The 26,153-nt window shown below is 73.5% G+C and carries 30 protein-coding genes; 5 read left to right on the forward strand and 25 right to left on the reverse strand.

All coding sequences use genetic code 11. The features are described from left to right. Positions 1–50: 50 nt before the first annotated feature. The 11 genes from lgt to hisI form a co-directional block, all read right to left on the reverse strand. A complete protein-coding gene (gene lgt, locus ACFYOV_RS00505) occupies positions 51–1,049 on the reverse strand; it encodes a prolipoprotein diacylglyceryl transferase (protein WP_389080924.1) in 999 nt (332 codons plus the stop codon). A 93-nt stretch (positions 1,050–1,142) separates the two neighbouring features. Beyond that, positions 1,143–1,919: a DsbA family protein gene (locus tag ACFYOV_RS00510; protein WP_389080926.1), complete on the reverse strand. Its 777-nt coding sequence runs from the start codon at positions 1,917–1,919 to the stop codon at positions 1,143–1,145. Positions 1,920–2,015: 96 nt separating this feature from the next. Continuing rightward, positions 2,016–2,834 (reverse strand): tryptophan synthase subunit alpha, encoded by an 819-nt coding sequence (trpA, locus tag ACFYOV_RS00515; protein WP_389080930.1) that lies wholly within the window; start codon positions 2,832–2,834, stop codon positions 2,016–2,018. Then, on the reverse strand, positions 2,831–4,117 hold the full coding sequence (gene trpB / locus ACFYOV_RS00520) for a tryptophan synthase subunit beta (RefSeq protein ID WP_389080932.1): 1,287 nt from the start codon (positions 4,115–4,117) through the stop codon (positions 2,831–2,833). Before trpB ends, trpA begins: the two co-directional genes overlap by 4 nt. A 111-nt stretch (positions 4,118–4,228) precedes the next feature. Then, complete coding sequence (gene trpM / locus ACFYOV_RS00525) at positions 4,229–4,402, reverse strand: tryptophan biosynthesis modulator TrpM (protein ID WP_389080934.1); 174 nt, start codon at positions 4,400–4,402, stop codon at positions 4,229–4,231. Between the two features lie 21 nt (positions 4,403–4,423). Further along, positions 4,424–5,233: an indole-3-glycerol phosphate synthase TrpC gene (gene trpC, locus ACFYOV_RS00530; protein ID WP_389080937.1), complete on the reverse strand. Its 810-nt coding sequence runs from the start codon at positions 5,231–5,233 to the stop codon at positions 4,424–4,426. A 173-nt stretch (positions 5,234–5,406) separates the two neighbouring features. After that, the gene (locus ACFYOV_RS00535; RefSeq protein WP_389080939.1) at positions 5,407–5,841 is read right to left on the reverse strand and encodes a DUF2752 domain-containing protein; all 435 of its coding nucleotides are present in this window, start codon (positions 5,839–5,841) and stop codon (positions 5,407–5,409) included. A gap of 110 nt (positions 5,842–5,951) precedes the next feature. Continuing rightward, positions 5,952–6,203, reverse strand: a complete 252-nt coding sequence (locus tag ACFYOV_RS00540) for an HGxxPAAW family protein (RefSeq protein ID WP_389080942.1) — start codon at positions 6,201–6,203, stop codon at positions 5,952–5,954. Positions 6,204–6,536: 333 nt separating this feature from the next. Further along, positions 6,537–7,178 (reverse strand): TIGR02234 family membrane protein, encoded by a 642-nt coding sequence (locus ACFYOV_RS00545; RefSeq protein ID WP_389080944.1) that lies wholly within the window; start codon positions 7,176–7,178, stop codon positions 6,537–6,539. 41 nt (positions 7,179–7,219) lie between these two features. Continuing rightward, positions 7,220–8,728, reverse strand: a complete 1,509-nt coding sequence (locus ACFYOV_RS00550; protein WP_389080947.1) for an anthranilate synthase component I — start codon at positions 8,726–8,728, stop codon at positions 7,220–7,222. An 11-nt stretch (positions 8,729–8,739) separates the two neighbouring features. Next, positions 8,740–9,141 carry a phosphoribosyl-AMP cyclohydrolase gene (hisI, locus tag ACFYOV_RS00555; RefSeq protein ID WP_389080949.1) on the reverse strand — a complete coding sequence of 134 codons (402 nt, stop codon included), beginning with the start codon at positions 9,139–9,141 and terminating at the stop codon, positions 8,740–8,742. A gap of 83 nt (positions 9,142–9,224) precedes the next feature. On the opposite strand from hisI, the gene ACFYOV_RS00560 reads away from it, so the two are divergent. Next, a complete protein-coding gene (locus tag ACFYOV_RS00560; RefSeq protein WP_389080951.1) occupies positions 9,225–9,860 on the forward strand; it encodes a TIGR03085 family metal-binding protein in 636 nt (211 codons plus the stop codon). Positions 9,861–9,901: 41 nt separating this feature from the next. Here ACFYOV_RS00560 and ACFYOV_RS00565 read toward each other — a convergent pair whose 3' ends face one another. The 10 genes from ACFYOV_RS00565 to hisD all read right to left on the reverse strand — a co-directional run bounded on the left by ACFYOV_RS00565 (position 9,902) and on the right by hisD (position 17,574). Then, positions 9,902–11,149, reverse strand: a complete 1,248-nt coding sequence (locus ACFYOV_RS00565) for an MFS transporter (protein WP_389080954.1) — start codon at positions 11,147–11,149, stop codon at positions 9,902–9,904. Positions 11,150–11,159: 10 nt separating this feature from the next. Further along, entirely contained in the window at positions 11,160–11,750 is a 591-nt protein-coding gene (locus tag ACFYOV_RS00570) for an ArsR/SmtB family transcription factor (RefSeq protein WP_389080956.1), read from the reverse strand. A 123-nt stretch (positions 11,751–11,873) separates the two neighbouring features. Then, positions 11,874–12,629 carry an imidazole glycerol phosphate synthase subunit HisF gene (gene hisF, locus ACFYOV_RS00575; RefSeq protein ID WP_389080959.1) on the reverse strand — a complete coding sequence of 252 codons (756 nt, stop codon included), beginning with the start codon at positions 12,627–12,629 and terminating at the stop codon, positions 11,874–11,876. Beyond that, positions 12,626–13,030, reverse strand: a complete 405-nt coding sequence (locus tag ACFYOV_RS00580) for a Rid family hydrolase (RefSeq protein ID WP_389080961.1) — start codon at positions 13,028–13,030, stop codon at positions 12,626–12,628. Before ACFYOV_RS00580 ends, hisF begins: the two co-directional genes overlap by 4 nt. Next, positions 13,027–13,755 (reverse strand): bifunctional 1-(5-phosphoribosyl)-5-((5-phosphoribosylamino)methylideneamino)imidazole-4-carboxamide isomerase/phosphoribosylanthranilate isomerase PriA, encoded by a 729-nt coding sequence (priA, locus tag ACFYOV_RS00585; RefSeq protein WP_389080963.1) that lies wholly within the window; start codon positions 13,753–13,755, stop codon positions 13,027–13,029. The genes ACFYOV_RS00580 and priA overlap by 4 nt, the downstream gene beginning before the upstream one ends. Then, the gene (hisH, locus tag ACFYOV_RS00590; protein WP_389080965.1) at positions 13,755–14,396 is read right to left on the reverse strand and encodes an imidazole glycerol phosphate synthase subunit HisH; all 642 of its coding nucleotides are present in this window, start codon (positions 14,394–14,396) and stop codon (positions 13,755–13,757) included. Before hisH ends, priA begins: the two co-directional genes overlap by 1 nt. Before the next feature lies 1 nt (position 14,397). Continuing rightward, on the reverse strand, positions 14,398–14,556 hold the full coding sequence (locus tag ACFYOV_RS00595; RefSeq protein WP_389080967.1) for a hypothetical protein: 159 nt from the start codon (positions 14,554–14,556) through the stop codon (positions 14,398–14,400). Further along, positions 14,553–15,146, reverse strand: a complete 594-nt coding sequence (gene hisB / locus ACFYOV_RS00600) for an imidazoleglycerol-phosphate dehydratase HisB (RefSeq protein ID WP_389080970.1) — start codon at positions 15,144–15,146, stop codon at positions 14,553–14,555. Before hisB ends, ACFYOV_RS00595 begins: the two co-directional genes overlap by 4 nt. Further along, a complete protein-coding gene (locus tag ACFYOV_RS00605) occupies positions 15,143–16,252 on the reverse strand; it encodes a histidinol-phosphate transaminase (RefSeq protein ID WP_389080972.1) in 1,110 nt (369 codons plus the stop codon). The genes hisB and ACFYOV_RS00605 overlap by 4 nt, the downstream gene beginning before the upstream one ends. Further along, entirely contained in the window at positions 16,249–17,574 is a 1,326-nt protein-coding gene (hisD, locus tag ACFYOV_RS00610) for a histidinol dehydrogenase (RefSeq protein WP_389080975.1), read from the reverse strand. The genes ACFYOV_RS00605 and hisD overlap by 4 nt, the downstream gene beginning before the upstream one ends. 361 nt (positions 17,575–17,935) lie before the next feature. On the opposite strand from hisD, the gene ACFYOV_RS00615 reads away from it, so the two are divergent. The 4 genes from ACFYOV_RS00615 to ybaK all read left to right on the forward strand — a co-directional run bounded on the left by ACFYOV_RS00615 (position 17,936) and on the right by ybaK (position 22,022). After that, complete coding sequence (locus ACFYOV_RS00615) at positions 17,936–19,513, forward strand: oxidoreductase (RefSeq protein WP_389080977.1); 1,578 nt, start codon at positions 17,936–17,938, stop codon at positions 19,511–19,513. A gap of 133 nt (positions 19,514–19,646) precedes the next feature. Continuing rightward, positions 19,647–20,741 carry a hypothetical protein gene (locus tag ACFYOV_RS00620; protein ID WP_389080980.1) on the forward strand — a complete coding sequence of 365 codons (1,095 nt, stop codon included), beginning with the start codon at positions 19,647–19,649 and terminating at the stop codon, positions 20,739–20,741. A gap of 11 nt (positions 20,742–20,752) precedes the next feature. Next, positions 20,753–21,493 carry an LON peptidase substrate-binding domain-containing protein gene (locus ACFYOV_RS00625; RefSeq protein WP_389080983.1) on the forward strand — a complete coding sequence of 247 codons (741 nt, stop codon included), beginning with the start codon at positions 20,753–20,755 and terminating at the stop codon, positions 21,491–21,493. Positions 21,494–21,521: 28 nt separating this feature from the next. Next, a complete protein-coding gene (ybaK, locus tag ACFYOV_RS00630) occupies positions 21,522–22,022 on the forward strand; it encodes a Cys-tRNA(Pro) deacylase (protein ID WP_389080985.1) in 501 nt (166 codons plus the stop codon). A gap of 85 nt (positions 22,023–22,107) precedes the next feature. On the opposite strand, the gene ACFYOV_RS00635 is transcribed toward ybaK, so the two are convergent. The 4 genes from ACFYOV_RS00635 to ACFYOV_RS00650 form a co-directional block, all read right to left on the reverse strand. Continuing rightward, positions 22,108–22,818, reverse strand: a complete 711-nt coding sequence (locus ACFYOV_RS00635; RefSeq protein ID WP_389080988.1) for an AAA family ATPase — start codon at positions 22,816–22,818, stop codon at positions 22,108–22,110. Between the two features lie 34 nt (positions 22,819–22,852). Then, the gene (locus ACFYOV_RS00640) at positions 22,853–23,677 is read right to left on the reverse strand and encodes an ABC transporter permease (RefSeq protein WP_389080991.1); all 825 of its coding nucleotides are present in this window, start codon (positions 23,675–23,677) and stop codon (positions 22,853–22,855) included. Positions 23,678–23,751: 74 nt separating this feature from the next. Next, entirely contained in the window at positions 23,752–24,726 is a 975-nt protein-coding gene (locus ACFYOV_RS00645) for an ABC transporter ATP-binding protein (protein WP_389080993.1), read from the reverse strand. A 163-nt stretch (positions 24,727–24,889) separates the two neighbouring features. Further along, on the reverse strand, positions 24,890–26,095 hold the full coding sequence (locus ACFYOV_RS00650) for an NYN domain-containing protein (RefSeq protein ID WP_389080996.1): 1,206 nt from the start codon (positions 26,093–26,095) through the stop codon (positions 24,890–24,892). Positions 26,096–26,153: the final 58 nt, after the last annotated feature.

A 26,153-nucleotide genomic window follows, 5' to 3' on the forward strand; every position in this document is an offset into this window, starting at 1 on the left:
CCGAGGGCGCCCGGGCATCCCGGGCGCCCCCGCTGCGTACGGCGGGCGGGTCAGCTCTTCTTGGCGGACCCTGCCCCGTCCTTGGAGTCCCGCGCGGCCTTCACGTCCGGGGAGTCCTCCTGGTTCTTCTCGTCGTGCTCCTCGTGCGCGTCCTGCTCGTCGTTCGCGTCGTTCGCGTCGTTCTCGTCCGCCGCGTCGTTCTCGTCCTTCGCGGCGCCCTCGGCGTCACCGCCGGCGGCCGGCTCCACGACGTCCTCGCGCCCTGGGCGCTTCCTCGCCGACAGCACGATGTACGCCACCGCGAGCAGGAAGACGAGGACGGAGGTCCAGTTGTTCAGCCGCAGGCCCAGGATGTGGTGGGCCTCGTCGACCCGCATGTACTCGATCCAGAACCGGCCGACGCAGTACGCGGCCACGTACAGCGCGAACGCCCGCCCGTGCCCCAGCCGGAAGCGGCGGTCGGCCCAGATCACGAGCAGCGCGACCGCGACGCACCACAGCGACTCGTACAGGAACGCCGGGTGGTACGTGCCCGGGATCCGTCCGTCCGCTGAGGAGGTGATCTCCACCGCCCACGGCAGATCGGTGGAGCGGCCGTACAGCTCCTGGTTGAACCAGTTGCCCCAGCGGCCGATCGCCTGCGCGAAGGCGATGCCCGGCGCGACGGCGTCGGCGTAGGCGGGCAGCGGGATGCCCCGGCGACGGCAGCCGATCCAGGCGCCCAGCGCGCCGAGCGCGATCGCGCCCCAGATGCCGAGGCCGCCCTCCCAGATCTTGAAGGCGTCCACCCAGTCACGGCCCTCGCTGAAGTACAGCTCGTAATCCGTGATCACGTGGTAGAGCCTGCCGCCGACCAGGCCGAAGGGCACGGCCCAGACAGCGATGTCGGCCACCGTGCCGGCCCGTCCGCCCCGGGCGATCCAGCGCTTGTTGCCGAGCCAGACGGCGACGAAGACCCCGATGATGATGCAGAACGCGTAGCCGCGCAGCGGAATGGGGCCGAGGTACAGCACCCCGCTCGACGGGCTGGGAATGTAGGCAAGTTCCATGGCAGGGTCGACGCTACCGTGCCGGGCCACCCCCACGGCAGGCAGCCCGGCTACGGGTCCATAACGGGGACGGGGCGGCCCCCCGCCCGCGCGTCATTCCTTGTTCGCGTCCTGGACCATCTGCTTGAGCTTCGCCGGGGTCATCGACTGGTCCTGGTAGATGTTCCGGCCGTCGAACAGGACCGTCGGCGTGCCCGTGAAGCCGCCCTTGCGGAAGGCCTCGTGCGCCTTGGCCACCCAGGCGTTGTGCTTGCCGTCCTCGACGCAGGCGCGGAAGGCGGGCGTGTCGAGGCCGTCGACCTTGCCGGCCAGCTCGATGAGCCGGGCCTTGTCGGCGAAGGCGTCGTCGCTCTCCGGCGGCTGGTTCTCGAACAGCACGTCGTGATAGGCGGGGAACCTGCCGGCGTCCTGGGCGCAGGCTGCTGCGTTGGCCGAGTTGAGGGAGCCGGTGCCGCCCATGCCGCCGTCGATGAGGGTGACCAGGTGGTACTCCACCTTCAGCTGTCCGGCTTCGGTCAGCTCGTGGACGGTCGGGCTGTACGCCTGCTCGAAGGCCTTGCAGGCCGGGCAGCGGAAGTCCTCCCAGACGGTGAGCGTGGCCTTGGCACTCTCCTTGCCGACCGGGACGGCGGTGCCGTCCTTGCCGAGCGCCCCGGAGGGCGCCACAACGGGGCCCTTCGACTCGCTCCCGTCGTCCTTGCCGGCGTTGGCGGCGACCACACCGACCACCGCCGCGAGCCCCAGGACACAGACCACGCTCGCGCCCACGATCAGGGTGCGGCGTCGCTTCTCCGCGGACCTCTGCTTCTCGCGCTCGACCGCCAGCCGCTCCCGGGCGGTGCGCTTTCCCTCACGGTTCTTCTCGCTCACACCCCGCAGAACGAACCGGGGAGGCGCAGCGCGCCTCCCCGGTCCCAGGTCCACCCTTACGAGGGACCCGTACGACTGGCCGCCGTTGTCCGGCGGTCACGCCTGTCCGCGCACCCCCGCCGCGAGCTCGCCCGCCAGCGCGCGGACGGCCTCGAGGGCGGCGCCGTGGTCGGGGGCGTCCAGCATCCTCTTGACGAAGGCGGAGCCCACGATCACGCCGTCCGCGAAGCCGGCGACCTCGGCGGCCTGGGCGGCGTCGGACACTCCGAGGCCGACGCAGACGGGCAGGTCGGTGCCGGTGGCCCGGGTGCGCTCCACGAGGTCATGGGCCTGGGCGCCGACCGACTCACGGGTGCCGGTGACGCCCATGAGCGAGGCGGCGTAGACGAAGCCGCTGCCCGCCGCGGTGATCCGCGCGAGCCGCTCGTCCCTGCTGCTGGGCGCCACCACGAAGACGGTCGCCAGACCGTGCTTCTCCGCGTGCTCCCTCCACAGCGCCGACTCCTGCACGGGCAGGTCGGGCAGGATGCAGCCCGCGCCGCCCGCCTCGGCCAGCTCGGCGGTGAACCGCTCGACGCCGTAGCGGTCGATGGGGTTCCAGTACGTCATGACGAGGACCGGCTTCCCGGTGGCCTCGAAGGCTTCCCGCACGGTCCGCATGACGTCGGCGATCCTGACCCCGCCGCGCAGGGCGATGTCGTCGGCGGTCTGGATGACGGGGCCGTCGAGGACGGGGTCGCTGTGCGGCAGGCCCACCTCGACGACGTCGGCTCCGCCGTCGAAGACGGCCTTGACCGCGTCGATGCCGCCGTCCACGGTCGGGAACCCGGCCGGGAGGTAGGCGATGAGCGCGGAGCGTCCCTCCGCCCTGGCGGCGGCGAGGGTGTCCGTCAACAGCTGGATGTTCCCGCTCACTTGGCGTCCCCCTCGATCTCGGCGGCGTCGGCGTCCGCGTCGGCGGCCACCTCGGCGTCGGTGTCGTACAGCCCGAAGTAGCGGGCGGCGGTGTCCATGTCCTTGTCGCCGCGGCCGGACAGGTTGACGACGATCAGCCCGTCCCTGCCGAGTTCCCTGCCGACCTCCAGGGCCCCGGCCAGGGCGTGGGCGCTCTCGATGGCCGGGATGATGCCCTCGGTGCGCGACAGCAGCCGCAGGGCCTGCATGGCGGCGTCGTCGGTGACCGCGCGGTACTCGCCGCGGCCGGAGTCCTTGAGGTAGGAGTGCTCCGGTCCGATGCCGGGGTAGTCCAGGCCGGCCGAGATGGAGTAGGGCTCGGTGATCTGGCCCTCGTCGTCCTGGAGGACGTAGGAGCGCGAGCCGTGCAGGATGCCGGGCTCGCCCGCGGTGAGGGTGGCCGCGTGCTCGCCGGTCTCGACGCCGTGTCCGGCGGGCTCGCAGCCGATGAGGCGGACGCCCTCGTCGGGGATGAAGGCGTGGAACAGGCCGATGGCGTTGGAGCCGCCGCCGACGCAGGCGATCGCGGCGTCCGGGAGCCGCCCGGCACGCTCGAGGAGCTGGCGGCGGGCCTCGACGCCGATCACGCGGTGGAAGTCGCGCACCATGGCCGGGAAGGGGTGCGGGCCGGCGACGGTGCCGAACAGGTAGTGGGTGTGGTCGACGTTGGCGACCCAGTCGCGGAACGCCTCGTTGATGGCGTCCTTGAGGGTGCGGCTGCCGGACTTCACGGAGACGACCTCGGCGCCCAGCATGCGCATGCGGGCGACGTTGAGGGCCTGGCGCCGGGTGTCGATCTCGCCCATGTAGATGGTGCAGTCGAGGCCGAAGAGGGCGCAGGCGGTGGCGGTGGCGACGCCGTGCTGGCCGGCGCCGGTTTCGGCGATGACCCGGGTCTTGCCCATGCGCTTGGTGAGCAGGGCCTGCCCGAGCACGTTGTTGATCTTGTGGGAGCCGGTGTGGTTGAGGTCCTCGCGCTTGAGGAACACCCGGGCGCCACCCGCCTCGGCGGCGAACCGGGGAACCTCGGTGAGCGCCGAGGGGCGGCCGGTGTAGTTGACCAGCAGGTCGTCGAGTTCCCGGGCGAAGTCGGGGTCGTGCTTGGCCTTGTCGTACTCGACGGCGACCTGGTCGACGGCCGCGACCAGGGCCTCCGGGATGAACTTGCCCCCGAAGGCGCCGAAGTAGCCCTCGGCGGTGGGGACCTGCCCCTCCGGGTCAGGGATGAAGAAGTGGCTGGGCATGCTTGAGCCTCACGGTGAGTGCGTGCGTGGAAGAACACTGATCGCCGTGGGGGCGGAGACGGTCGGTGGGCTGCGGGCCGCTGTCGGCCCGTCGCGCAGTTCCCCGCGCCCCTACGAGGGGCGCTGCCATCGACGGCCGTTGACCTGGCCGGGCTCGTCACCGATGACGTAGCGCACACGGCGGCCGTGGACCCGGCGGGCGGGCGCACGGCAGCCACGGGGCCGGCAGCCGCGCGCGAGGCGGGCGTAGCGGTCCTGCGCCGTCGTGGTGATCGGGAGCGTCATCGTGCCCAGCCTAGCGGGAGGTCAGCCCCGGCCGTGGCGGAGTGCCGGGTGTTCGCCGGCCGCCACCAGGTCCGAGACGGCCGTCCTGGGGTCGCGGCCGGTGACCAGCGATTCGCCGACCAGCACGGCGTCCGCGCCGGCGTTGGCGTAGGCGATCAGGTCGTGGGGGCCACGGATGCCGGACTCGGCGACCTTGACGCAGTGCGCGGGGATCTCGGGGGCCACCCGCTCGAAGGTGCCGCGGTCGACCTCGAGGGTCTTGAGGTTGCGCGCGTTGACCCCGATGACCTTGGCGCCGGCGTCCACGGCGCGCTCGACCTCGTCCTCGTCGTGCACCTCGACGAGCGGGGTGAGCCCGATGGACTCGGCGCGCTCGATCAGCGACTCCAGGGCCGCCTGGTCCAGGGCGGCGACGATCAGCAGCGCCAGGTCGGCACCGTAGGCCCGGGCCTCCCAGAGCTGGTAGGAGGTGACGATGAAGTCCTTGCGCAGCACGGGGACGTCCACGCGGGCGCGGACCGCCTCGAGGTCGGCCAGCGAGCCGCCGAAGCGGCGCTGTTCGGTGAGGACGGAGATGACGGCGGCGCCCCCCGCCTCGTAGTCGGCGGCGAGTCCGGCCGGGTCGGCGATCGCGGCGAGCGCGCCCTTGGACGGGCTGGAGCGCTTGACCTCGCAGATGACCTTGACGCCGTCGCCGCGCAGGGCGGCCACGCCGTCCTTGGCCGCGGGTGCCTTCGCCGCCCGCTGCTTGAGCTCGTCGAGGCTGACGCGCGCCTGCCGCTCCGCGAGGTCGGCACGGACTCCGTCGATGATCTCGTCGAGCACACTCACGCGAGCGGCCCCCTTCCAAACGGTCGGTCTTCGGTGGGTCCGGTCCCGCCGCGGGCGCCCGCGGCGGGCGGTGGTCGGGCGGAACCGATGGTCACTGCGATGGTATCCGCAGCGGGGCGCAGGCCCCGCATCCGGTTGACGCCGGTCCCACTACCTGGACGTTCACGGGTTGATCACGGGTGCAGCCACCCGCCGAACGGCAGGTTCCGGACAACGGTGAAGACCAGCAGCAACGCTCCCAGCGACCACAGCAGCAGCGGTGAGGGGTCGATCCGCAGCGGCCCGCCGCGCACCGCGCGGACCACCCATACGGTCCACAGCACGGCGAAGGCGGCGTAGCCGAGCACGGCCGGGGCGTTGGCCTGGAGCGCCGCCAGGAGGTCGCCGTGGACGACGGCGTGGGCGCTGCGCAGTCCGCCGCAGCCGGGGCAGTAGAGGCCGGTGAGGCGCAGCAGCGGGCAGGCGGGGTAGTGGCCGGGCTGGTTGGGGTCGACGGTCCCCACGTAGGCGAAGGCCCCGGCGACGGCCGCGAGGGTCCCGGCGGGGAGGGCGAGGCGGGCGGCCCGGCCGCGCGCCGTGCTGGGGCTGACGGAGTTCACGCTGTGCATTCTGACCCGGCCGCACGCCGGGGGCGCGCCCGTGCGTCCGTAAGCGCGTCAGGGGCGGTTCCGGCACCCTCGGTGTGTGCCGGCCGCCCCTGTCCGGGGTGCTCCGCGGCTCAGCCCTCGGCGCCGGCCGGCTCGCGGTCGCCGGTGACCTGGTGCACGGGGTGGGCGGTCTTCGGCTGGCCCATGCCCATCGCGCGCATGATCGCACCGACGACGCCGCCGAGGAGCACGATCGCCATGCCGGCCCAGAAGCCCACCGGCTGGTCCATCACCATGAACGCGCCCGCGACGCAGAAACCGATGAAGGCGATAGTGACACCGGTCCAGGCGGCCGGGGTGTGACCGTGGCTGCTGCCCGCCATTGCTTGCTCCTCGTTGCTGTGTGCGTGTCTGAGCAGGACGCTCGGGCTCATTGTCCCGCACGCGTGCGGACGCCGTGACCGGGGGTGCTCCCCCGCGCGCCGGAGGCGGGCCGTCCGATGCCCGTCCCGCCCGCCGCTCTCGCCCGCCGTCCTCGACCGCGGACGGGCCGGTTCCCGCGTCCTTGCAGGTCGGCACCGGGCCGGGGTCCGCCGAGCCCCGCGCGCGGCAACGGGCTCACGGAACCGGGACCCGGGGGCACCACCCGGGCTCACGGAACCGGGACCGGGGCACCCGGGCTCACGGCACCTCGGCCCCGGGCACCACACCCGGGCTCACGCTCCCGTCGGGTCCTCGCCGCGGTCGAGGGCCTTCCACAGGTCCTCGGGCCGGTCGGGGTCGACGGGCGCGGCCGCGCGGCGCGGCCGGGGCGCGCCGCCCCGCTCGTAGCGGCCGGACATGGCGGGCCACAGCCGGCCGTACCGCAGGGCGAGCAGTCCGGCCAGCAGGAGCAGCAGGCCGCCCACGGCCGCGACGTAGGGCCAGGCGGTGTGGGTGAGGGCGTCCACGGAGGCGGAGGTGTCGCCGGACACCGCGGCGGCCTTCTCGTCGAGCGCGGAGCTGTCGGACGCGCCGAGCAGCGCCGCCGTGACGGTGCCCGCGCCGGACAGGGCGAGCAGCACGGCCACGGCGAGCCGGCCGGCGCGGCGGACGGCGAAGACGGCGACGAGCGCGGCCAGGCCGACCACGGCCAGCGCTGCGGGCACACCGGTGACGTCGCTGCCCTTGGCGGTCAGCGGGAAGGCCCCGCCGGCCACCGTCGCGGTGCCCTCGGACCACTGCTGCCGGGTCGCGAGCAGGGCCACGGCCGCGCCCAGGGCGCCGCACAGCAGTGCGGCGGCGAGGCTGAGGCGGCCTGCCCGGCCTGGGCCGGCGGCTTCGGAGCGGGGGTGAGGTACGGCAGTCACGTAGTCCACTATCGCCTGAACCCCGGGCGAACCGTCACCCGGGGTTCGTCTCAGCCCTGTCCCAGCCGGTTCGCCGTGTGGACGGCGCGCAGCACCGCGGCCGCCTTGTTGCGGCACTCGATGTCCTCGGCGACCGGGTCGGAGTCGGCGACGATCCCCGCGCCGGCCTGCACGTACGCGGTGCCGTCGCGCAGCAGGGCGGTGCGGATGGCGATGGCGGTGTCGGAGTCGCCCGCGAAGTCCAGGTAGCCGACGCAGCCGCCGTACAGGCCGCGGCGGGACGGTTCGAGTTCGTCGATGATCTGCATGGCGCGGGGCTTGGGCGCGCCGGAGAGGGTGCCGGCCGGGAAGCAGGCGGTGAGCACGTCGAAGGCGGTGCGCCCGGGGGCGACCCGCCCGGTGACCGTCGAGACGATGTGCATGACGTGCGAGTAGCGCTCGACGGACATGAAGTCGACGACCTCGACCGAGCCGGGTTCGCAGACCCGTCCCAGGTCGTTGCGGCCCAGGTCGACGAGCATCAGGTGCTCGGCGCGTTCCTTGGGGTCGGCGAGCAGGTCCTCGGCGAGGGCCTGGTCCTCCCGCGGGGTGGCGCCGCGGTGCCGGGTGCCGGCGATGGGGTGGAGCATGGCCCGCCCGTCCTCGACCTTCACCAGGGCCTCGGGGGACGATCCGACGACGTCGAAGGCTCCGTCCTCCCCGTGGGGGAACCGGAACAGGTACATGTACGGGGACGGATTCGTGGCGCGCAGGACCCGGTAGACGTCGAGGGCGCTCGCCGTGCAGGGGGTCTCGAAGCGCTGGGAGGGGACCACCTGGAAGGCCTCCCCGGCCCGGATGCGCTCCTTGATGTCCTCGACGGCCGCCCGGAAGTCGGGGCCGCCCCACAGCGCGCTGTAGTCGGGCAGCTCGGAGGGCGGCAGGACGGCCGGGGGCTGGGCCACCGGGCGGGCGAGGTCGGCCTCCATCGCGTCGAGGCGGGCCACGGCGTCGGCGTAGGCCTCGTCGACGCCGGTCTCCAGGTCGTTGTGGTTGATCGCGTTGGCGATCAGCCAGACGGCGCCCTCCCAGTGGTCCATGACGGCGAGGTCGCTGGTGAGGAGCATGGTCAGCTCGGGCAGCCGCAGATCGTCCCGCTCGCCGGGGCCGATCTTCTCCAGGCGGCGCACGATGTCGTAGCCGAGGTAGCCGACCATGCCGCCGGTGAACGGCGGCAGGCCCAGGTCGTGGGTGAGGTCGCGGGGGGTGTGCAGCGTCTCCAGGGTCGCACGCAGCGCGGTGAGCGGGTCGCCGTCGGTTGGGACGCCCACGGGCGGGGTGCCCTGCCAGTGGGCCCGGCCGTCGCGCTCGGTGAGGGTGGCGGCGCTGCGGACGCCGACGAAGGAGTAGCGGGACCAGGAGCGTCCGTTCTCGGCGGATTCCAGCAGGAAGGTGCCGGGGCGCTCGGCGGCGAGCTTGCGGTAGAGGGCGACGGGCGTGTCGCCGTCGGCGAGCAGCTTGCGCGTGACCGGGATGACGCGGCGGTCGGAGGCGAGCTTGCGGAAGGTCTCGAGGTCCATGGCGGCAGACCCTACTGATCCGCGGCGGGCGCGCCGGAATCGGCGCCGCCGTCGTCCTTGAGCAGCACGTCGGCGTCGAAGCAGGTCCGGGCGCCGGTGTGGCAGGCGGCGCCGACCTGGTCGACCTTGACCAGCACGGTGTCGGCGTCGCAGTCGAGGGCGACGGACCGCACCCGCTGGACGTGCCCGGAGGTGTCGCCCTTGACCCAGTACTCCCGGCGGCTGCGCGACCAGTAGGTGCAGCGGCCGGTGGTCAGCGTGCGGTGCAGGGCCTCGTCGTCCATCCAGCCCAGCATCAGCACCTCTCCGGTGTCGTACTGCTGGGCGATGGCGGGCAGGAGGCCGTCGGGACTGCGCTTGAGCCGCGCGGCGATCTCCGGGTCGAGGCCACTGGGCCGGGAGGTGCTGGTCATGCCCACCATTGTGCCGCGCGGCGGGGTGCGGTCCGGGCCACGTCCACTGGGCGGACCGGGTGCACGGCCGTAGGCTGGCTGGCATGTCGACCCATGCCAAGCGTGAACGACTTCTTCTGGCCGATCTGTTGGAGACCGCGGGGCCCGAGGCGCCGACCCTGTGCGAGGGCTGGCTCACCCGGGACCTCGCCGCGCACGTGGTGGTGCGCGAGCGGCGTCCCGACGCCGCCGGCGGGATACTCGTCAAGCAGCTCGCGCCGCGCCTGGAGCGGGTGATGGCGGAGTTCACCGCGAAGCCGTACGAGGAGCTGATCCAGCTGATCCGTACCGGCCCGCCACGCTTCTCGCCGTTCTCCCTCAAGCAGGTGGACGAGCTGTCCAACATCGTCGAGTTCTACGTCCACACGGAGGACGTCCGCCGCGCCCAGCCGGACTGGGCACCGCGCGAGCTGGACCCGGTGTTCCAGGACGCCCTCTGGTCCCGCCTGGAGCGCACCGCCCGTCTGATGGGCCGCGGCGTCCCCACCGGCCTGGTCCTGCGCCGCCCCGACGGCCGCACGGTGGTCGCCCGCCGCGGCACCCCGGTGGTCACGGTCACCGGCGAGCCGTCGGAGCTGGTCCTGTTCACCTACGGCCGCCAGAGTGCTGCCCGGGTCGACCTGGAGGGCGACAAGGACGCGATCACCAGGCTCCACGAGGCCAAACAGCTCGGCATCTGACCGTTCCGGCGCGTCCGGCCGGCGCCGTGAGGCTCAGGGCTTCACCGGCGCGGCAGTTCGGCCCGCCGGACCGCACCGGAGCACAGGGCGATCAGCGCGCCCGTGGCACAGAGGGCGGCGCACCCAGCGAAGACCGGCCCGGTGCCCCATCGCTCGGCCGCCGCGCCCACCAGCGGGAAGGTGAGCGGGGCGACGCCGAAGCCCACCAGCGTGGACACCGAGGTGACGCGTCCCACGTAGGCGGGGCCCGCGTGCGTCTGCAGCAGGGCGGCACCGAGCGCACCACCGAGGCCGGTCGCCAGGCCGACGCCGAGGGCCACACACACGGCCACCACGAGGGACGGCAGCTGGGCGAGCACGCCGAGGGCCAGGCACCCGGCGAGCTCCGCCAGGGCCAGGACGAGCCCGGCCCGGGGCACCCGGCCCCGGAGGGTGAGCAACAGGGCCGCGCCCGCAGCACCCACGCCGAACCCGGCGAGCACCCAGCCCAGCCCGGTCGAGCCCCAGCCGCGCTCCTGGGCGAGCAGGGTCAGTCCGAGGTTCATGGGACCGACGAAGCCCAGGTCGACGAGGGCCGCACCGACGACGAGCGGGCACAGCACGGGGTCCCGGCCGATGTGCCGCAGCCCGTCCCGCAGTTGGGCGAGGACCGGTTCCCGCGTCCTGCTGTCGTCCGGGGACGGCGGGGCGGCTCGTACGGCCCGCAGCAGGGGCAGGGACACCCCGATCAGGACGGCGCAGAGCCCGAACGCCCCCGCCGTGCCGCCGACGGTGATGGCGAGGCCGCCGACCGGCCCGCCGAGCACCAGGGCGAGGCGGGTCGCGAGGCCGCGTATCCCCTGGACGCGGGCGAGCTGGTCCGGGCCGGTGATCCGGGCGGGCAGCGCTCCGGCTGCGGGAAGGAAGACGGCGTCGACGATCCCGAACAGCACCGCCACGGCGCCCAGCGCCCACAGCCCCGGGCCGGCCGTGAGGAGCAGTCCGGCCGCGGTGATCACCAGCGCACAGCGCACCGCGCTGCCGCCGAGGACGACGCGGCGCGGTCCGTACCGGTCGGCCACCACTCCGCCGCCGAGCATCAGCAGCGCGCGGGGCACCGCGCTGACCGCCGTGACCACTCCCGCCTGGGCGGGCGTGCCCACCTGAACGGCGGCCCAGGACAGGGCGAGGTAGTAGACGTTGTCGCCGATCGCCGAGGAGGTGTACGCGCCGGCCCAGCGCAGGACGTTCGGGTCGCGGTGGGCGGGTAAGCCGGCCGGAGGGACCGGCCGTGCGGTGATCGCGGGCATGCGGTTCCCCTCAGACGCGGAACGGGAAGCTGTAGGTGTGCACCGCGACGTTTTCGCGGCCCTCGGTGTCACCGGCCGCGTCGGCGGCCCGGCCCGCTTCCTGGTACCGGCGCAGCAGGTCGAGCATCTCGGCGTTGAGCCGGGCGAGTTCTTCGGCGGTGAGCCGGATCGCGGACTCGGAGGACTCGGCGGCTCGCTGCCACTCGGGCGCCCAGCGGGCCCGTTCGTCCAGGTAGCGGCGGTACATGTCGACGCGCTGTGCGAAGAGCAGCCGGGTGGCCGCCGAGTGGGCCGCGGCCTTCTCCGGTGCGTCCCGGAAGTCCTCGTCGTGGATGCTCACCCCGTCCGAGGCCGGCTGCCACCAGCGTTCCCGGCCGTCCGCGCTCTGAGCTTCGGCCTCCTCGATCAGCCCGTGCTCGGCCAGCTTGCGCAGGTGGTAGCTGACCAGCGACACGGCCTCGTCCACCTGCTCGGCGAGCTGCGAGGCGGTGGCGACGCGGGCCACGGTCAGCCCCCGGTAGAGCCGCATCCGCAGCGGATGGGCGAGGGCCTTGAGGGTGCCCAGGTCACTGATCCTGCGGTCTCTCTCCTTGCCTGTCATGACCCTGGACGCTAGATAGGAAAGAAAAGTTGCGCAATTGTTTTTGCGCGACTCGACCGCGCGTCCGGACGGCAGGAAGCCCCGGCCGCCGTGGGGCGGTCGGGGCTTCGGGAGAAGCGGAGGTCAGCGGACCGGGTGGCCCGCTTCGCGCAGGGTTTGCTTGACCTCACCGATGCGCAGGTCGCCGAAGTGGAAGACCGAGGCCGCCAGGACCGCGTCCGCGCCGGCGGCGACCGCGGGCGGGAAGTCGGACAGCCTCCCAGCGCCGCCGGAGGCGATGACCGGGACGGTGACGTGCTTGCGGACGGCGGTGATCATCTCCAGGTCGTAGCCGTCCTTGGTGCCGTCGGCGTCCATCGAGTTGAGCAGGATCTCGCCGGCGCCCAGTTCGGCGGCCCGGTGGGCCCACTCCACGGCGTCGATGCCGGTGCCCTTGCGGCCGCCGTGCGTGGTGACCTCGAAGGAGCCGGAGGCGGTGCGCCGCGCGTCCACCGACAGGACCAGGACCTGGCGGCCGAAGCGCTCGGCGATCTCGCGGATGAGGTCGGGGCGGGCGATCGCGGCCGTGTTGACGCCGACCTTGTCGGCGCCCGCCCGCAGCAGCCGGTCCACGTCCTCGGCGGTGCGGACGCCGCCGCCCACCGTGAGCGGGATGAACACCTGCTCGGCGGTGCGGCGCACCACGTCGTAGGTCGTCTCGCGGTCGCCCGACGAAGCGGTGATGTCCAGGAACGTCAGCTCGTCGGCGCCCTCGGCGTCGTACACCTTGGCCATCTCGACGGGGTCGCCCGCGTCGCGCAGGTTCTGGAAGTTGACGCCCTTGACGACCCGGCCGTTGTCCACGTCCAGGCAGGGGATGACTCGGACCGCCAGGGTCATGAATCCACGGCTCCTCTGAATGCTTCGAGTTCCACTGAGACCAGCACGCGCGAGTCGACGAACCCCTCCACCACCAGGAAGGTCGTGACCGGGCGCACCGAGTCGAACAGCTCCTTGTGGGCGCGGCCGGCCGCGTCGACGTCCCGTACGTGGGCGAGGTGGACGCGGGTGCGGATCACGGACTCCACGCCGAGCCCGAACTCGCCGATGGCCTCCAGTGCGGTGGTGAAGGCCACCTTGGCCTGCTCGTACGGGTCGCCCTCGCCGTAGAGCACGTCTCCTCGGAACGCGGTCGTGCCTCCCACCAGGACGCGGTCGCCCGCCGCCACGGCACGCGCGGAGCCGAAGGACTCCTCCCAGGGACTTCCGCTCTGCACGCGCCGTACGGCTTCGGATGTCATCGGGACACAGCCTCCAGGGCCTCTTCGAGTGTGAACGCCTTCGCGTACAGGGCCTTCCCGACGATCGCCCCTTCGACACCGAGCGGGACGAGGTCCGCGATGGCCCGCAGGTCGTCCAGCGACGACACGCCGCCCGAGGCCACCACCGGGCGGTCGGTCGCGGCGCAGACGTTCTTCAGCAGTTCCAGGTTCGGGCCCTGGAGCGTGCCGTCCTTGGCGATGTCGGTGACGACGTAGCGGGCGCAGCCCTCCTTGTCGAGGCGCTCCAGCGTCTCGTAGAGGTCGCCGCCGTCCCGGGTCCATCCCCGGCCGCGCAGGGTGGTGCCGCGCACGTCGAGGCCGACGGCGATCTTGTCGCCGTGCTCGGCGATGACCTCGGCGACCCACTCGGGGGTCTCCAGGGCGGCCGTGCCGAGGTTGACGCGGGTGCAGCCGGTGGCGAGGGCGGCGGCGAGGGTGTCGTCGTCGCGGATGCCACCGGACAGCTCCACCTTGATGTCCATCGCCGCGGTCACCTGGGCGATCAGCTCGCGGTTGTCGCCGGTGCCGAACGCGGCGTCCAGGTCGACCAGGTGCAGCCACTCGGCGCCGGAGCGCTGCCAGGCGAGGGCGGCCTCCAGCGGGGAGCCGTAGGAGGTCTCCGTGCCGGACTCGCCGTGCACCAGGCGGACCGCCTGGCCGTCGCGGACGTCGACGGCGGGGAGGAGTTCGAGCTTCGAGGCCATCAGAGGGTTCCGATCCAGTTGGTCAGCAGCTGGGCTCCGGCGTCGCCGGACTTCTCGGGGTGGAACTGCGTGGCCCACAGGGCGCCGTTCTCCACGGCGGCGACGAACGGCTTGCCGTGCGTGGACCACGTGACCCTGGGCGCGGTCATCGCCGGGTTGTGCACCTCCAGCGTCCAGTCGTGGACGGCGTAGGAGTGCACGAAGTAGAACCGGGCGTCGGGTTCCAGACCGGCGAACAGCTCGGAGCCGGCCGGGACGTCGACGGTGTTCCAGCCCATGTGGGGCACGATGTCGGCCTGGAGCGGCTCGACCGAGCCGGGCCACTCGTCCAAGCCCTCGGTCTCCACGCCGTGCTCGATGCCGCGCGCGAACAGGATCTGCATGCCGACGCAGATGCCCATCACCGGCCGGCCGCCGGACAGCCGGCGGTCGATGATCCAGTCGCCGCGCGCCTCCCTCAGGCCCTTCATGCAGGCGGCGAAGGCGCCGACGCCGGGCACCAGCAGCCCGTCGGCGTTCATGGCGGTGCCGAAGTCACGGGTGATCTCGACGTCGGCGCCGGCACGCGCGAGGGCGCGCTCGGCGGAGCGGACGTTGCCGAAGCCGTAGTCGAAGACCACGACCTTCTTGGTGGTGCTCATCTCACACCTCCAGCCTGAGGGCGCCCGCGACGAGACACATCGCGGCGCCGATCGAGAGCAGCACGACGAGGCTCTTGGGCATCTGCTGCTTGACGAACGAGATCACCCCGCCGACGAGGAACAGGCCGACCACGATCAGGACCGTGGACAGCCCGTTCACAGCGCGCCCTTGGTGGAGGGCAGGATGCCGGCGGCGCGCGGGTCCCGCTCGGAGGCGTAGCGCAGGGCTCGGGCGAGGGCCTTGAACTGGCACTCCACGATGTGGTGCGCGTTGCGCCCGTAGGGCACGTGCACGTGGAGCGCGATCTGCGCCTGGGCGACGAAGGACTCCAGGATGTGCCGGGTCATGGTGGTGTCGTACTCGCCGATCATCGGCGCCATCTTCTCGGGCTCGGTGTGCACGAGGTAGGGGCGGCCGGACAGGTCGACGGTGACCTGGGCGAGGGACTCGTCCAGCGGGACCGTGCAGTTGCCGAAGCGGTAGATGCCCACCTTGTCGCCGAGGGCCTGCCGGAAGGCGGCGCCGAGCGCGAGGGCGGTGTCCTCGATGGTGTGGTGGGAGTCGATGTGCAGGTCGCCCTCGGTCTTCACGGTCAGGTCAAACAGACCGTGCCGGCCGAGCTGGTCGAGCATGTGGTCGTAGAAGCCGACGCCCGTGGCGATGTCGGTCTTCCCGGTGCCGTCGAGATCGATCTCGACGAGGACCGAGGTCTCCTTGGTGGTGCGCTCCACGCGCCCAACGCGGCTCATGTGTTCTGCTCCTTCTTCAACTGGCGGACCGCGTCGAGGAACGCGTCGTTCTCCTCCGGTGTACCGGCCGTGACCCGCAGCCATCCCGGTACGCCGTTGTCCCGGACCAGGACGCCCCGGTCGAGGATCCTGCGCCACGCCTCGTGGGAGTCCTCGAACCTGCCGAACTGGACGAAGTTCGCGTCGGACTCGGTCACCGCGTAGCCGATGGCGCGCAGTTCGGCGACCAGCCGGTCCCGCTCCGCCTTGAGCTGCTCGACGTACTTCAGAAGGACACTCGTGTGTTCGAGCGCGGCCAGCGCGGTCGCCTGGGTGACCGCCGACAGGTGGTACGGCAGCCGGACGAGCTGCACGGCGTCCACGACCGCGGGATGCGCGGCGAGGTAGCCGAGGCGGAGCCCGGCCGCGCCGAACGCCTTCGACATGGTGCGGGAGACCACCAGGTGGGGGCGTCCTTCGAGCAGCGGCAGCAGCGAGCCGCGGTGGCTGAACTCGATGTACGCCTCGTCCACGACCACCATCGACGGCTTGGCCGCCTGCGCCGCCTCGTACAGGGCGACGACCGTCTCGGCCGGGACCGCGTTGCCGGTGGGGTTGTTGGGGGTGGTGACGAAGACGACGTCCGGACGGTGCTCGGCGAGGGCCCGCTCTGCGGCGGGGAGGTCGATGGTGAAGTCCTCGCCGCGGGGTCCGGAGATCCATCCGGTGCCGGTGCCGCGGGCGATCAGGCCGTGCATCGAGTACGACGGCTCGAAGCCGATCGCCGTGCGGCCGGGACCGCCGAAGGTCTGGAGCAGTTGCTGAATGACCTCGTTGGAGCCGTTGGCCGCCCACACGTTGGCGAGGCCCACCCGGTAGCCGGTGGTGTCGGTCAGGTACTCGGCGAGTCGGGTGCGCAGCTCGACGGCGTCCCGGTCCGGGTAGCGGTTGAGGTTCCGGGCCGCCTCGCGGACCCGCTCGGTGATCCGCTCGACCAGCGGTTCGGGCAGCGGGTAGGGGTTCTCGTTGGTGTTGAGCCGTACGGGCACGTCCAGCTGGGGCGCGCCGTAGGGGGACTTGCCGCGCAGCTCGTCCCGTACGGGCAGATCGTCGATTCCGAAGTTCACTTGCTCGTCGGTACCTTCCAGCCGAACCTGGCCTTGATCGCCGCGCCGTGCGCGGGCAGGTCCTCCGCCTCCGCCAGCGTCACCACGTGGTGCGCGACCTCGGCCAGCGCGTCCTCGGTGTAGTCGACGATGTGGATGCCGCGCAGGAAGGACTGGACGGACAGGCCCGAGGAGTGGCAGGCGCAGCCGCCGGTGGGCAGGACGTGGTTGGAGCCGGCCGCGTAGTCGCCGAGCGAGACAGGGGCCCAGGGGCCGACGAAGACCGCGCCCGCGTTGCGCACCCGGTCGGCGACGGCGGCGGCGTCGGCGGTCTGGATCTCCAGGTGCTCGGCGCCGTACGCGTCGACCACCCTGAGGCCCTCCTCGATGCCGTCGACCAGCACGATGGCGGACTGCCGGCCGGACAGCGCGGGGACGATCCGGTCGTCGATGTGCTTGCTGGCCCTGACCTGGGGCTCCAGCTCCTTGTCGACCGCGTCCGCGAGATCGGTGGAGTCGGTGACCAGCACGGAAGCAGCCAGCGGGTCGTGCTCGGCCTGGCTGATCAGGTCGGCGGCGACGTGCGCCGGGTCGGCCGTGGAGTCGGCGAGGATCGCGATCTCGGTGGGGCCGGCCTCGGCGTCGATGCCGATGCGGCCGGTGAAGTAGCGCTTGGCGGCGGCGACCCAGATGTTGCCGGGGCCGGTGACCATGTTCGCGGGCGGGCAGGACTCGGTGCCGTACGCGAACATCGCGACCGCGGTGGCGCCGCCGGCCGCGTACACCTCGTCCACGCCGAGCAACGCGCACGCGGCGAGGATCGTGGGGTGCGGCAGCCCGCCGAACTCGGCCTGGGCCGGGGAGGCGAGCGCGACGGACGGGACGCCGGCCTCCTGGGCGGGCACCGCGTTCATGATCACGGAGGACGGGTACACGGACCGGCCGCCGGGCGCGTAGAGGCCGACGCGATCGACCGGCACCCACTTCTCGGTGACCGTGCCGCCGGGCACGACCTGGGTGGTGTGGGTGGAACGGCGCTGCGCGCGGTGGACGAGCCGGGCGCGGCGGATGGACTCCTCCAGGGCGGCGCGCACGGCCGGCTCGAGCCGGTCCAGGGCGTCGGTGAGCGCCTCGGTCGGGACCCGGACGGATTCCAGACGCACGCCGTCGAACCGCTCGGCGAAGTCGATCAGCGCCGCGTCGCCGCGATGATGCACGTCCTCGCAGATGGGACGCACCTTCTCCAGGGCGGCCGCAACGTCGAAGTCGGCTCGGGGCAGCAGGTCGCGCAGGGCGGGGCCCTCGGGAAGGGCGTCGCCGCGCAGATCGATTCGGGAGATCACGTGCTCAATTCTCTCAGACCCGCGCCGAAGCCCGTGCGCCCGTTCCAATGGCTGATACGCATCCTCCTACGGATCCCTCCGCCCGCCGCCCGCACCCGCCCGGCCACGTCCGCGGGCCCCCACCCGGCCGTCCTCGAACCGCCCTACGGCCACCGCTGTGCACGCCCCCGGCCACGGCTGCACACCGCTGCCGGTCACGGCTGCACACCGCTGCCGGTCACGACCGCGCACCACTGCCGGTCACGGCCCGCACACGTCGGCAAGGTTTTTCTCACTGTCTGTGTTCAACGGGTCACCCAGTGGGCATGAACGGTTGTACGAAGCGATGAACCAGCGAGTATCTGGGGAGGAGGGGGAAGCCGTGGCCGAGGGGGCGGACCCGCGCTGCGGGGAGCCGCCGGACCACCTGACCGCGCCGGAGGCCGGGATGTGGCAGGCGTTCCGTGACGGCAGTGTGTACGACCTCACCAGCGGCGACGCGGCCGTCGACGATCCGCACGGAGGGCATCCGTGGGGACCGGAGCGGACCGTCCGGGCGCGCGTGGTGTGCTGGCTGCTGCTGGACGGCCCGCCCGCGCTGGCCGGCCGGGTGTCCTCGCTGAAACTGGTCGGTGTGCAGATCAGCGGCGCGCTCGACCTCGCCGGCGGCACCGTGGTGCCCTACGTCGAGATGCGGGAGTGCCGCTTCGAGCGGGAGGTGCTGCTGCCGGAGGCCCGCTTCACCACCGTGCGGCTGGTGGACTGCTCGGTGCCGCGTCTGGAGGCGGCCCGGCTGCACACCGAGGGCGATCTGCATCTGCCGCGGTGCCGCTTCCTCGGCGGCATACGGCTCACCGACGCCCGGATAGGCACGGACCTGCTGCTCAACCAGGCGATCGTGCACCGGGACCGCAGCGGCCGCTCGATCTCCGGGGACGGTCTGGCCGTGGGCCAGGACCTCCAGGCGGAGATGCTGGAGTCGCACGGCGAGCTGAGCCTGCGCAGCGCGAACATCGGGGTCTCGCTGAGCCTGCGCGGCGCCCGGTTGGTCAACCCGTTCACACGGCTGGCGCTGAACGCTCCCCAGCTGACGGTCGAGCGCTCGCTGTACCTGACCCCGGCCGGGATCGGTTCACAGGCGCGCAGCGGGATGACCCCGGCGCGCGGGACACGGATCCAGCGGTTCGAGTGCCGCGGCGGGGTGCGGCTGGACGACGGGCGGTTCGGGGACGCGGTGGACTTCGAGGGGGCACGGTTCGTCCTCACCGACGACCAGGAGCTGTCACTGCGCCGGGTGCAGACGCCGGAGCTGCGCTTCCTCGGGGAGCGTCCGGCGCGCGGCCGGGTGGTGCTGTCGGGCGCGCGGGTGGTGAACCTGATGGACCGGGTGGACAGCTGGCCGGGTCCGGGCCGGCTGCACATGGGCGGCTTCACCTACGAGAACCTGGTGCCGCGCGGGCCGTTCCCGCTGGAGAAGCGGCTGCGGTGGGTGGCCGCGGCGACCGCCGAGTACAACCCGGAGCCGTACGAGCGGCTGGCCGCCGTGCTGCGCGCGGGCGGTGAGGACGAGGACGCCCGCGAGGTGCTGCTCGCCAAGCAGCGACGCCGCCGCGAGAGCCTCCCGCTCGCCGCCAAGCTGTGGGGGTACGCGCAGGACTGGACGGTGGCCTACGGCTACCGGCCCGGCCGGGCCGCGGTGTGGATGGCGCTGCTGTGGGCGGGCGGGTCGCTGGCCTTCGCGCAGGCGCACCATCCGCCGCTCAAGGACGGGGAGCATCCGGCGTGGAACCCCTCGCTGTTCACCCTGGACCTGCTGCTGCCGGTGATCGACCTGGGCCAGGTGGGCTTCTGGCAGCTGCGCGGCGGCTGGCAGTGGCTGTCCGCGGCGTTCGTCCTGCTCGGCTGGATCCTGGCGACGACGGTCGCGGCGGGGGCGACGCGGACGCTGCGGCGCCACTAGGCGGAACCGGGCCGCGGCGGGCGCGCCGTGCGGCGCTGCGGCGCCGCATTTTTACCCGGCCTTGACTGTGCGCGGTACAACCTTCCACAACTTCCCCCGGACCTCTGGCGCCACTGTGACCTGCGGTCTTTCAATGGTCGACACCATGGCTCTGCTGCACGCTTTCACCCGCACCCGGGGGCGAGGAAGGACGGGCGCCCCACCGCCCGCCGTCGTCGTCGTGCTGCCCACGGACGACGAGGTGCTGCTCGACGCACCCGACGAACGGCTGGGTCCGGCGCTGGTCGGGGCCGCGGCCGGCGACCACCGGCCCGCCGCCGGGCTGCTGGCCGGCACCCGCCGCGAGGGTGCCTGGGAGCACCGCGACCGGTATGTGCGGCACCTGGCCGCCTTCGCCCGCTCGCGTCCCGAGTGGCTGCGCGACTGGCGCGCCCTCGATCCGCACGACCCCGACGGGCTGCTGGTGGAGGCGCAGCTGGCGGTGGACCGCGCCTGGCGCTCTCCCGCCCGGCTTGAACTGCTGCGCGAGGTCAGCCCGTCGATCACGGCCGCCGCGCGGGCCGACGACCGCGACCCGGTGCCCTGGCGGCTCGCCCTGGACCACGCCCGCGGGGCCCGCGCCGGGCACCGCTACTTCCAGGAGCTGTGGGAGGCGGCGGTGCGACGGGCCCCGCACCACTACGGCTGCCATGCGGCGGCGCTGCGGTACCTGGCCGCCTCGTGGCACGGTGCGCACCACGAGTGCCTCGACTTCGCCGACCGGGCCGCGCAGGACGCGCCGGACGGCTCGCTCACCCAGGGGCTGCCGCTGTGGGCGGCCTTCGCCTACCTCACCGACGGCTGCGGTCCCGAGGTGCCGCGGGAACGGCTCGAGGCGGCGGCCGACCGCGCGGTGGCACTCTCCGCCCGGCTGCCCGCGGGCCACTCCTGGCCGGCCGAGCTGCGCAACCTGCTCGCCTACGTCCTGGTCCGTCTGGAACGCTGGCCGGACGCCCTGGAACAGCTGCGCCTGACCGGCCCGTACGCCACCTCCTTCCCCTGGGACCGGGACGCGGACGATCCGCTCGGCCGGTTCCTGGAGGTCCGCCAGAGGGTGCGCGCGGCGGTGGGGCTGGGCGCGCCGGACGCCGGAACCGATTCCTCCGCGGCCGGCTCCGACGCGTTGCCCGCGGCCCTCGGCCCGCCACGGAGTGAACGGGGCGGACGAGTCCGCTTCGGCGACCATTAGGCTTTTGCGTCGTGACCACCGTCCGGCTCCCGCTCTTCCCCCTGAACTCGGTGCTGTTCCCCGGGCTCGTGCTGCCGCTCAACGTCTTCGAGGAGCGGTATCGCGCCATGATGCGCGAGCTGCTGAAGACGCCGGAGGACGAGCCGCGCCGGTTCGCCGTCGTGGCGATCCGTGACGGCCACGAGGTGGCGCCCAGCGCCCCCGGCATGCCGGATCCGACGACCCTGCCCGAGCGGGGTCCCGCGGCGGGCTTCGGCACCGACCCGGCCCACGCGTTCCACAAGGTGGGGTGCGTGGCCGACGCGGCGACGATCCGGGAGCGGGCCGACGGCACCTTCGAGGTGCTGGCGACCGGCACGACCCGGGTGCGGCTGCTGTCGGTCGACGCCTCGGGGCCGTATCTGACGGCGGAGCTGGAGCCGTTGGCGGAGGAGCCGGGCGACGAGGCGGGCGCGCTGGCGGAAGGCGTGCTCAGGGCGTTCCGCCAGTACCAGAAGCGGCTGGCCGGAGCGCGCGAACGGTCCCTGGCGACCGGCGCGGAGCTGCCGGACGAGCCGGGTGTCGTCTCCTACCTGGTGGCCGCCGCGATGGTGCTGGACACCCCGACGAAGCAGCGTCTGCTCCAGGCGCCGGACACCGCCTCGCGCCTGCGCGACGAGCTGAAACTCCTTCGCGCGGAGACGGCCATCCTCCGTAGCCTGCCGTCGTTGCCCGCGTCGGACCTGACGCGCGGCCCGACGAGTCTGAACTGACGTACGAGTGTCTGGGGTACAGGCCCGCATGGCGAAGAAGTCCAAGAAGCAGCAGCCCGGTGGAACGCCCGCCACGGTGGCCCTGACCGCGGCCGGGGTGGAGTACACCGTCCACTCCTACGAGCACGATCCCTCCCACCCCTCCTACGGGGAGGAGGCGGCCGAGGCGATGGGCGTCTCCCCGGACCGTGTGTTCAAGACGCTGGTGGCGGACGTCGACGGCACGCTGACCGTGGCGATCGTGCCGGTCGCGGGCCAGCTGGACCTGAAGGCCCTGGCGGCGGCGGTGGGCGGCAAGCGCGCCGCGATGGCCGATCCGGCGCTGGCGGAGCGCTCCACGGGGTACGTCCGGGGCGGGATCTCCCCCCTGGGGCAGCGCAAGAAGCTCCCCACGGTCCTCGACGCGTCGGCCTCGTCCCACAAGACCGTCTGCGTCTCCGCCGGCCGCCGCGGCCTGGAGGTCGAGCTCTCCCCCGACGACCTGGCCGGGCTCACGCGCGCGGTCTTCGCCCCGATCGGCCGCGGCTGACCACACCGGGTCCCGCCACGCCGCGTTCGGCCTGACCCCACCGGGTCCCGCCAGGACCCACGCGTGCGGCCCGGGGGCCGGCGGGTCAGGATCCGGCGGACCCGTACGGGTCGGCGCCGTAGGGTGCGGGGCCGTACGGCTCGGGGTCGCGGGGGCCGAACAGCGCGGTGAGCCCCAGGTGCAGCACCAGCGCCGACACCGGCCACGCCAGCAGTGCCCCCTTGGCCCCCAGCTTCAGCGGGGCGTCGAAGGTCACGCCCTTGCCGACGTCCTTGGCGTGGGCGATGACGTCCTGCGCGGGCCCGAGCCACACCCCGAGCCGCCATGCCAGCAGCGAGCCGAGCAGCCCGCCGACGGCCAGGGCCACCACCAGCGGCACTCCGCCGCGCCGCCGCACCAGGAACGCGACGAGCGCGCTGACCGCGCCGAAGGCCAGCGCCAGCAGCGTGAACGTCCCGTCGACGCCCACGGCCTGCTCGCCCTCGGTGTCCTTGAGGTAGACGACCCAGTTGTCACCGGACACCTCGCCCACCAGCGGCACGCGCGGCGCCAGCCACCACCACAGTGCTCCGAGGACCAGCCCGCCGAGCGCCACCACCACCGCGGCCACGACGGCCTCCCGCACTTCCGTCTTCATCCCGGGGCCGTCCTGTTCGTACCAGCCGCCGCTCCGCTCCTGCCCGCCCTGCCCGGCGTCCTTCGGCGCGGCGGCCACGTGCCCGGCGGACGGCGGCTGCCATTCGTCGTGGGCGGAGTGTTCGTGCGGGGGCGGTGGTGGCGTCAGAGGTGCGGTCACCCTGACATCGTGCCAGGCGCGGCCGGGCGGCGCGTCACCGGACGGCGGCCCTGCGGTACGCCCAGGTCGCCACCGCCAGCGAGATCACACCGACCGCCCCGCACACGGCGAGGTCACCGAGCACGAGGGCCCAGTCGGGACGCGGTCCGAAGGTCCGCGCGAGGGCTTCGACGCCGTACGTCGACGGCAGCAGGTCCCGGGCGAACCGCACCGCCTCCGGCATCCGGTCCGCCGGCAGCACGCCCAGCAGCAGCGCCGCCGACATGCCCAGCTGGCCCAGCAGCGTGGCCAGTTCCGGGCGCGGCGCCAGCAGGCCCAGGGCCGCGCCGAGACCGGCGAGCGCGGCGCCGGCGAGCGGGATCACCGCGGCGAGCACCCACAGGTGCGCCAGCGGCAGCCCGAACAGCACGCACCCGAACACGGCGGTCACCACGGTCCCGGGCACGGTGAAGGACGCATACGCGCCCGCCGCGCCCAGCACCACCGCCGCCGGCGGCACCGGCAGCGTCGCGTAGTGGTCGAGACCGCCGCTGGCCCGCAGCTGGCCGAAGTACTGGGCGAGCAGGTTCAGCGCGACGAAGGCGACGACCAGGACCGACGACCCGGCGACCACCGCACGGGCCTCGCCGCCGCCGTCCACGACCCCGCGCATGAGGATCATGATCCCGACGGACTGGAAGGTCGCCACGAACAGCAACGGGATCCGCGCCACCCGCGCCCGGGACAGCTGTGCCCGGTACACGGCCGCCAGCGAGGGCCACAGCCGCGCCCTGGGGCCGAGCTCGGCCGGGGCCGGGCCGGTGGCCTCCTCGGCTGCCAGGGCGGCGCCCGGCAGGACATCGGCGGGTACGACACTCACGTCGTGCTGCTCCCCTTCGCTCGGGTCCACTGCGGCAGTCGCCCTGCTCGGTACGGATGCGGTCGCCCGTGTGCTCACGCCTTCACCAGTCCCTGCCGCACGGCGCCGCCCAGCGCGAGGTACACGTCCTCGAGGCTCGGGGTGGCCAGCGTGAAGTCGTCCAGGGCGGCGAAGGCGGCGCCGCCGGTGACGGTGGCGACCACCGTACGGGCCTCCTCGGGCGCCAGGCGCAGCGTCCAGCGGCGGCCCGACTCGACGGCCCGGTCCCGCAGCGCGGCGACCTCCGGGACGTGCAGTGGGGGGGCCTCGCGCCACACCAGGTCGACCCGTACCTCGCCGGCGACCTGCTCCTTCAGCCCGGAGGGGCTGTCGCAGGCGATCACCCGGCCCCGGTCGAGGACGGCGACGCGGTCGAGGACGGTCTCGGCCTCGATGACGTTGTGGGTGACGAGCAGCACGGTGGTGCCGCGCTCGGCCCGGCGCCGGTCGACGGCGGACCACACCGCGCGCCGGGCGACCGGGTCCAGGCCGGTGGTGGGCTCGTCGAGCACCAGCAGGGGCCGCTCGCCCACCAGCGCGGCGGCGAAGCAGGCCAGCCGGCGCTGACCGCCGGACAGCTTCTTCAGCGGACGGCCCGCGATCGGGGTGAGCCCCAGCTCCTCCAGGACGGCGTCCCGCTCGGCCCGCGCCCGGCGCACGTCGAGGCCGCGCAGCCGTCCGGTGGTCTCGGCGGCGAGGGACACCGTGAGCTCGTCCAGGGCGGTGGACTCCTGTCCGAGGTAGGCGAGGATCCGGGCGGCCCGCTCGGGGTGGCGCACGATGTCGTGGCCGAGGATCTCCACGCTGCCGCGGTCGGGCCTCATCAACCCGGTGAGCTGGCGCACGAGGGTGGACTTGCCGGCGCCGTTCGGTCCGAGCAGCCCGAAGATCTCGCCGCGCCGGATGTCGAGCCGTACGTCGTCGGTGGCGCGGACCTCGGGGGTGGCCTGCACCCCGCGCCGTCCGCGCACCGCCGGATAGGTCTTGGTCAGCCCGCGCACCGCACACACGACGTCACCACCGTGCCGGGATGCCTGTGCCGCGCGCGTACTCACAAGCAACGAGACTACGGGGTCGGCGCCCCCGGCCCCTCCCCGGGTAGCCCGATCGTCCCTTCCCCGCGGTCCCGCGCCGACGCCCGCCGCCCCGGTGACCGGCCGGGCGGGCGGGCCCTCACTCCCCCGATGCCGCCCGTTCGGTCCCCGTGCGGAGGTCGACCTCCCGCCAGAAGCCGGCCCGGATGGCGTAGCGGTCGCGTTCGTCGATCTGGTCGTCCTTGTGGGCGAGCAGGCCGAAGCGGGCCGCGTAGCGCAGCAGCTCGCCGTCGATGCGGTGCGGGATGCGGGGGTACATGCCGGACAGCTTCTGGATGTGCGTCTGGTCGCCCAGCCGCTCCACCCAGCGCCGGGCGAAGACCTGCCCCACCTCGAAGGGGTCCCCGCCGACGGTGGTGATGTCCTCCTCGCGGTCGGCCCAGCGCTGCTCCGCCGTGGTCAGCTGTGCCAGCGTCGGCATGGACGCGGCTTCGGGCGGCTCGGCGACGGGCCGGTCCACCCAGCCCTTGTCGGAGGACCAGCGCAGGGTCGCCGAGGCGGGCTGCTGGGGCTGGTGGGCGCCGTGGCTGCGCAGCGCTGCCAGGTCCTTGGGGGTGGGCACGCCCTTGGCCGCGGGCGCCCGCTCGGCGGTGCCGTTCGTGGCAGAGGCGGTGTGCCGTGCCTCCTGCGTGGTTCGTTCGGCTGCCGCGGCGAGCGCGGACTCCGGCAGCGGCGCGGAGAGGATCGCGGCGATCTCGGGCCGGGCGGCGGGCGGCGGCGCGCAGGCCCCGGTGATCTCCTTGGCGCGGACCGCCTTGGTGATCCACGCCCGGTCCAGCACCCGGCGTTCGTCGGCCTCGGCGACCAGGTCCTCGGACTGGTTGTAGTCGCCGTCGGCCGCCTGCACGGCCCACAGGTGGACGGCGACGCCGTGCTCCTTGGCGGCCATCATGCCCGGCAGCAGGTCCCCGTCCCCGGTCACGAGGACGATGTCGGAGCAGGCGCGGTTGCGGGCCAGCTCGGTCAGCTCGGCGTGCATCGCGGCGTCCACGCCCTTCTGCGCCCAGCGTCCGTCGCTGCGGGTCAGCGCACCGAGCCGCACGGTGACCCGGGGCATCACACGCAGCCGGCGGTGCTCGGGCTGCGGGACGCGGTCGGGGGCGCCGTCGAACCAGTAGATGCGCAGCAGGGGCTGCTGCGTGTCGGACTCGGCGCGTTCGCGCAGCGCCTGGATGAGGGCGGCGTGGTCCACGGTGATCCGGGACCGCGAGGGTTCACCGGCGAGGAGACTGGCGGCGGCCCCCAGCAGATACCCGGCGTCCACCAGGACGATGCAGCGGTCCACGCGATCCACCCTCTTTCCGGGAGGTTTGCTTCGGGCTTGCTTCGAGTCTGCCCGACCA

The sequence above is a fragment of the Streptomyces sp. NPDC005931 genome, assembly GCF_042871235.1.
GTDB lineage: Bacteria > Actinomycetota > Actinomycetes > Streptomycetales > Streptomycetaceae > Streptomyces.

Excerpts from the sequence above, each read along its gene's own strand:
- lgt (WP_389080924.1), bottom strand. The coding sequence starts at position 1,049 with ATGGAACTTGCCTACATTCCCAGCCCGTCGAGCGGGGTGCTGTACCTC.
- trpB (WP_389080932.1), bottom strand. The coding sequence starts at position 4,117 with ATGCCCAGCCACTTCTTCATCCCTGACCCGGAGGGGCAGGTCCCCACC.
- trpM (WP_389080934.1), bottom strand. The coding sequence starts at position 4,402 with ATGACGCTCCCGATCACCACGACGGCGCAGGACCGCTACGCCCGCCTC.
- ACFYOV_RS00535 (WP_389080939.1), bottom strand. The coding sequence starts at position 5,841 with ATGCACAGCGTGAACTCCGTCAGCCCCAGCACGGCGCGCGGCCGGGCC.
- ACFYOV_RS00540 (WP_389080942.1), bottom strand. The coding sequence starts at position 6,203 with ATGGCGGGCAGCAGCCACGGTCACACCCCGGCCGCCTGGACCGGTGTC.
- ACFYOV_RS00550 (WP_389080947.1), bottom strand. The coding sequence starts at position 8,728 with ATGGACCTCGAGACCTTCCGCAAGCTCGCCTCCGACCGCCGCGTCATC.
- hisI (WP_389080949.1), bottom strand. The coding sequence starts at position 9,141 with ATGACCAGCACCTCCCGGCCCAGTGGCCTCGACCCGGAGATCGCCGCG.
- ACFYOV_RS00560 (WP_389080951.1), top strand. The coding sequence starts at position 9,225 with ATGTCGACCCATGCCAAGCGTGAACGACTTCTTCTGGCCGATCTGTTG.
- ACFYOV_RS00565 (WP_389080954.1), bottom strand. The coding sequence starts at position 11,149 with ATGCCCGCGATCACCGCACGGCCGGTCCCTCCGGCCGGCTTACCCGCC.
- ACFYOV_RS00570 (WP_389080956.1), bottom strand. The coding sequence starts at position 11,750 with ATGACAGGCAAGGAGAGAGACCGCAGGATCAGTGACCTGGGCACCCTC.
- hisF (WP_389080959.1), bottom strand. The coding sequence starts at position 12,629 with ATGACCCTGGCGGTCCGAGTCATCCCCTGCCTGGACGTGGACAACGGC.
- ACFYOV_RS00580 (WP_389080961.1), bottom strand. The coding sequence starts at position 13,030 with ATGACATCCGAAGCCGTACGGCGCGTGCAGAGCGGAAGTCCCTGGGAG.
- priA (WP_389080963.1), bottom strand. The coding sequence starts at position 13,755 with ATGGCCTCGAAGCTCGAACTCCTCCCCGCCGTCGACGTCCGCGACGGC.
- hisH (WP_389080965.1), bottom strand. The coding sequence starts at position 14,396 with ATGAGCACCACCAAGAAGGTCGTGGTCTTCGACTACGGCTTCGGCAAC.
- hisB (WP_389080970.1), bottom strand. The coding sequence starts at position 15,146 with ATGAGCCGCGTTGGGCGCGTGGAGCGCACCACCAAGGAGACCTCGGTC.
- ACFYOV_RS00620 (WP_389080980.1), top strand. The coding sequence starts at position 19,647 with ATGGTCGACACCATGGCTCTGCTGCACGCTTTCACCCGCACCCGGGGG.
- ybaK (WP_389080985.1), top strand. The coding sequence starts at position 21,522 with ATGGCGAAGAAGTCCAAGAAGCAGCAGCCCGGTGGAACGCCCGCCACG.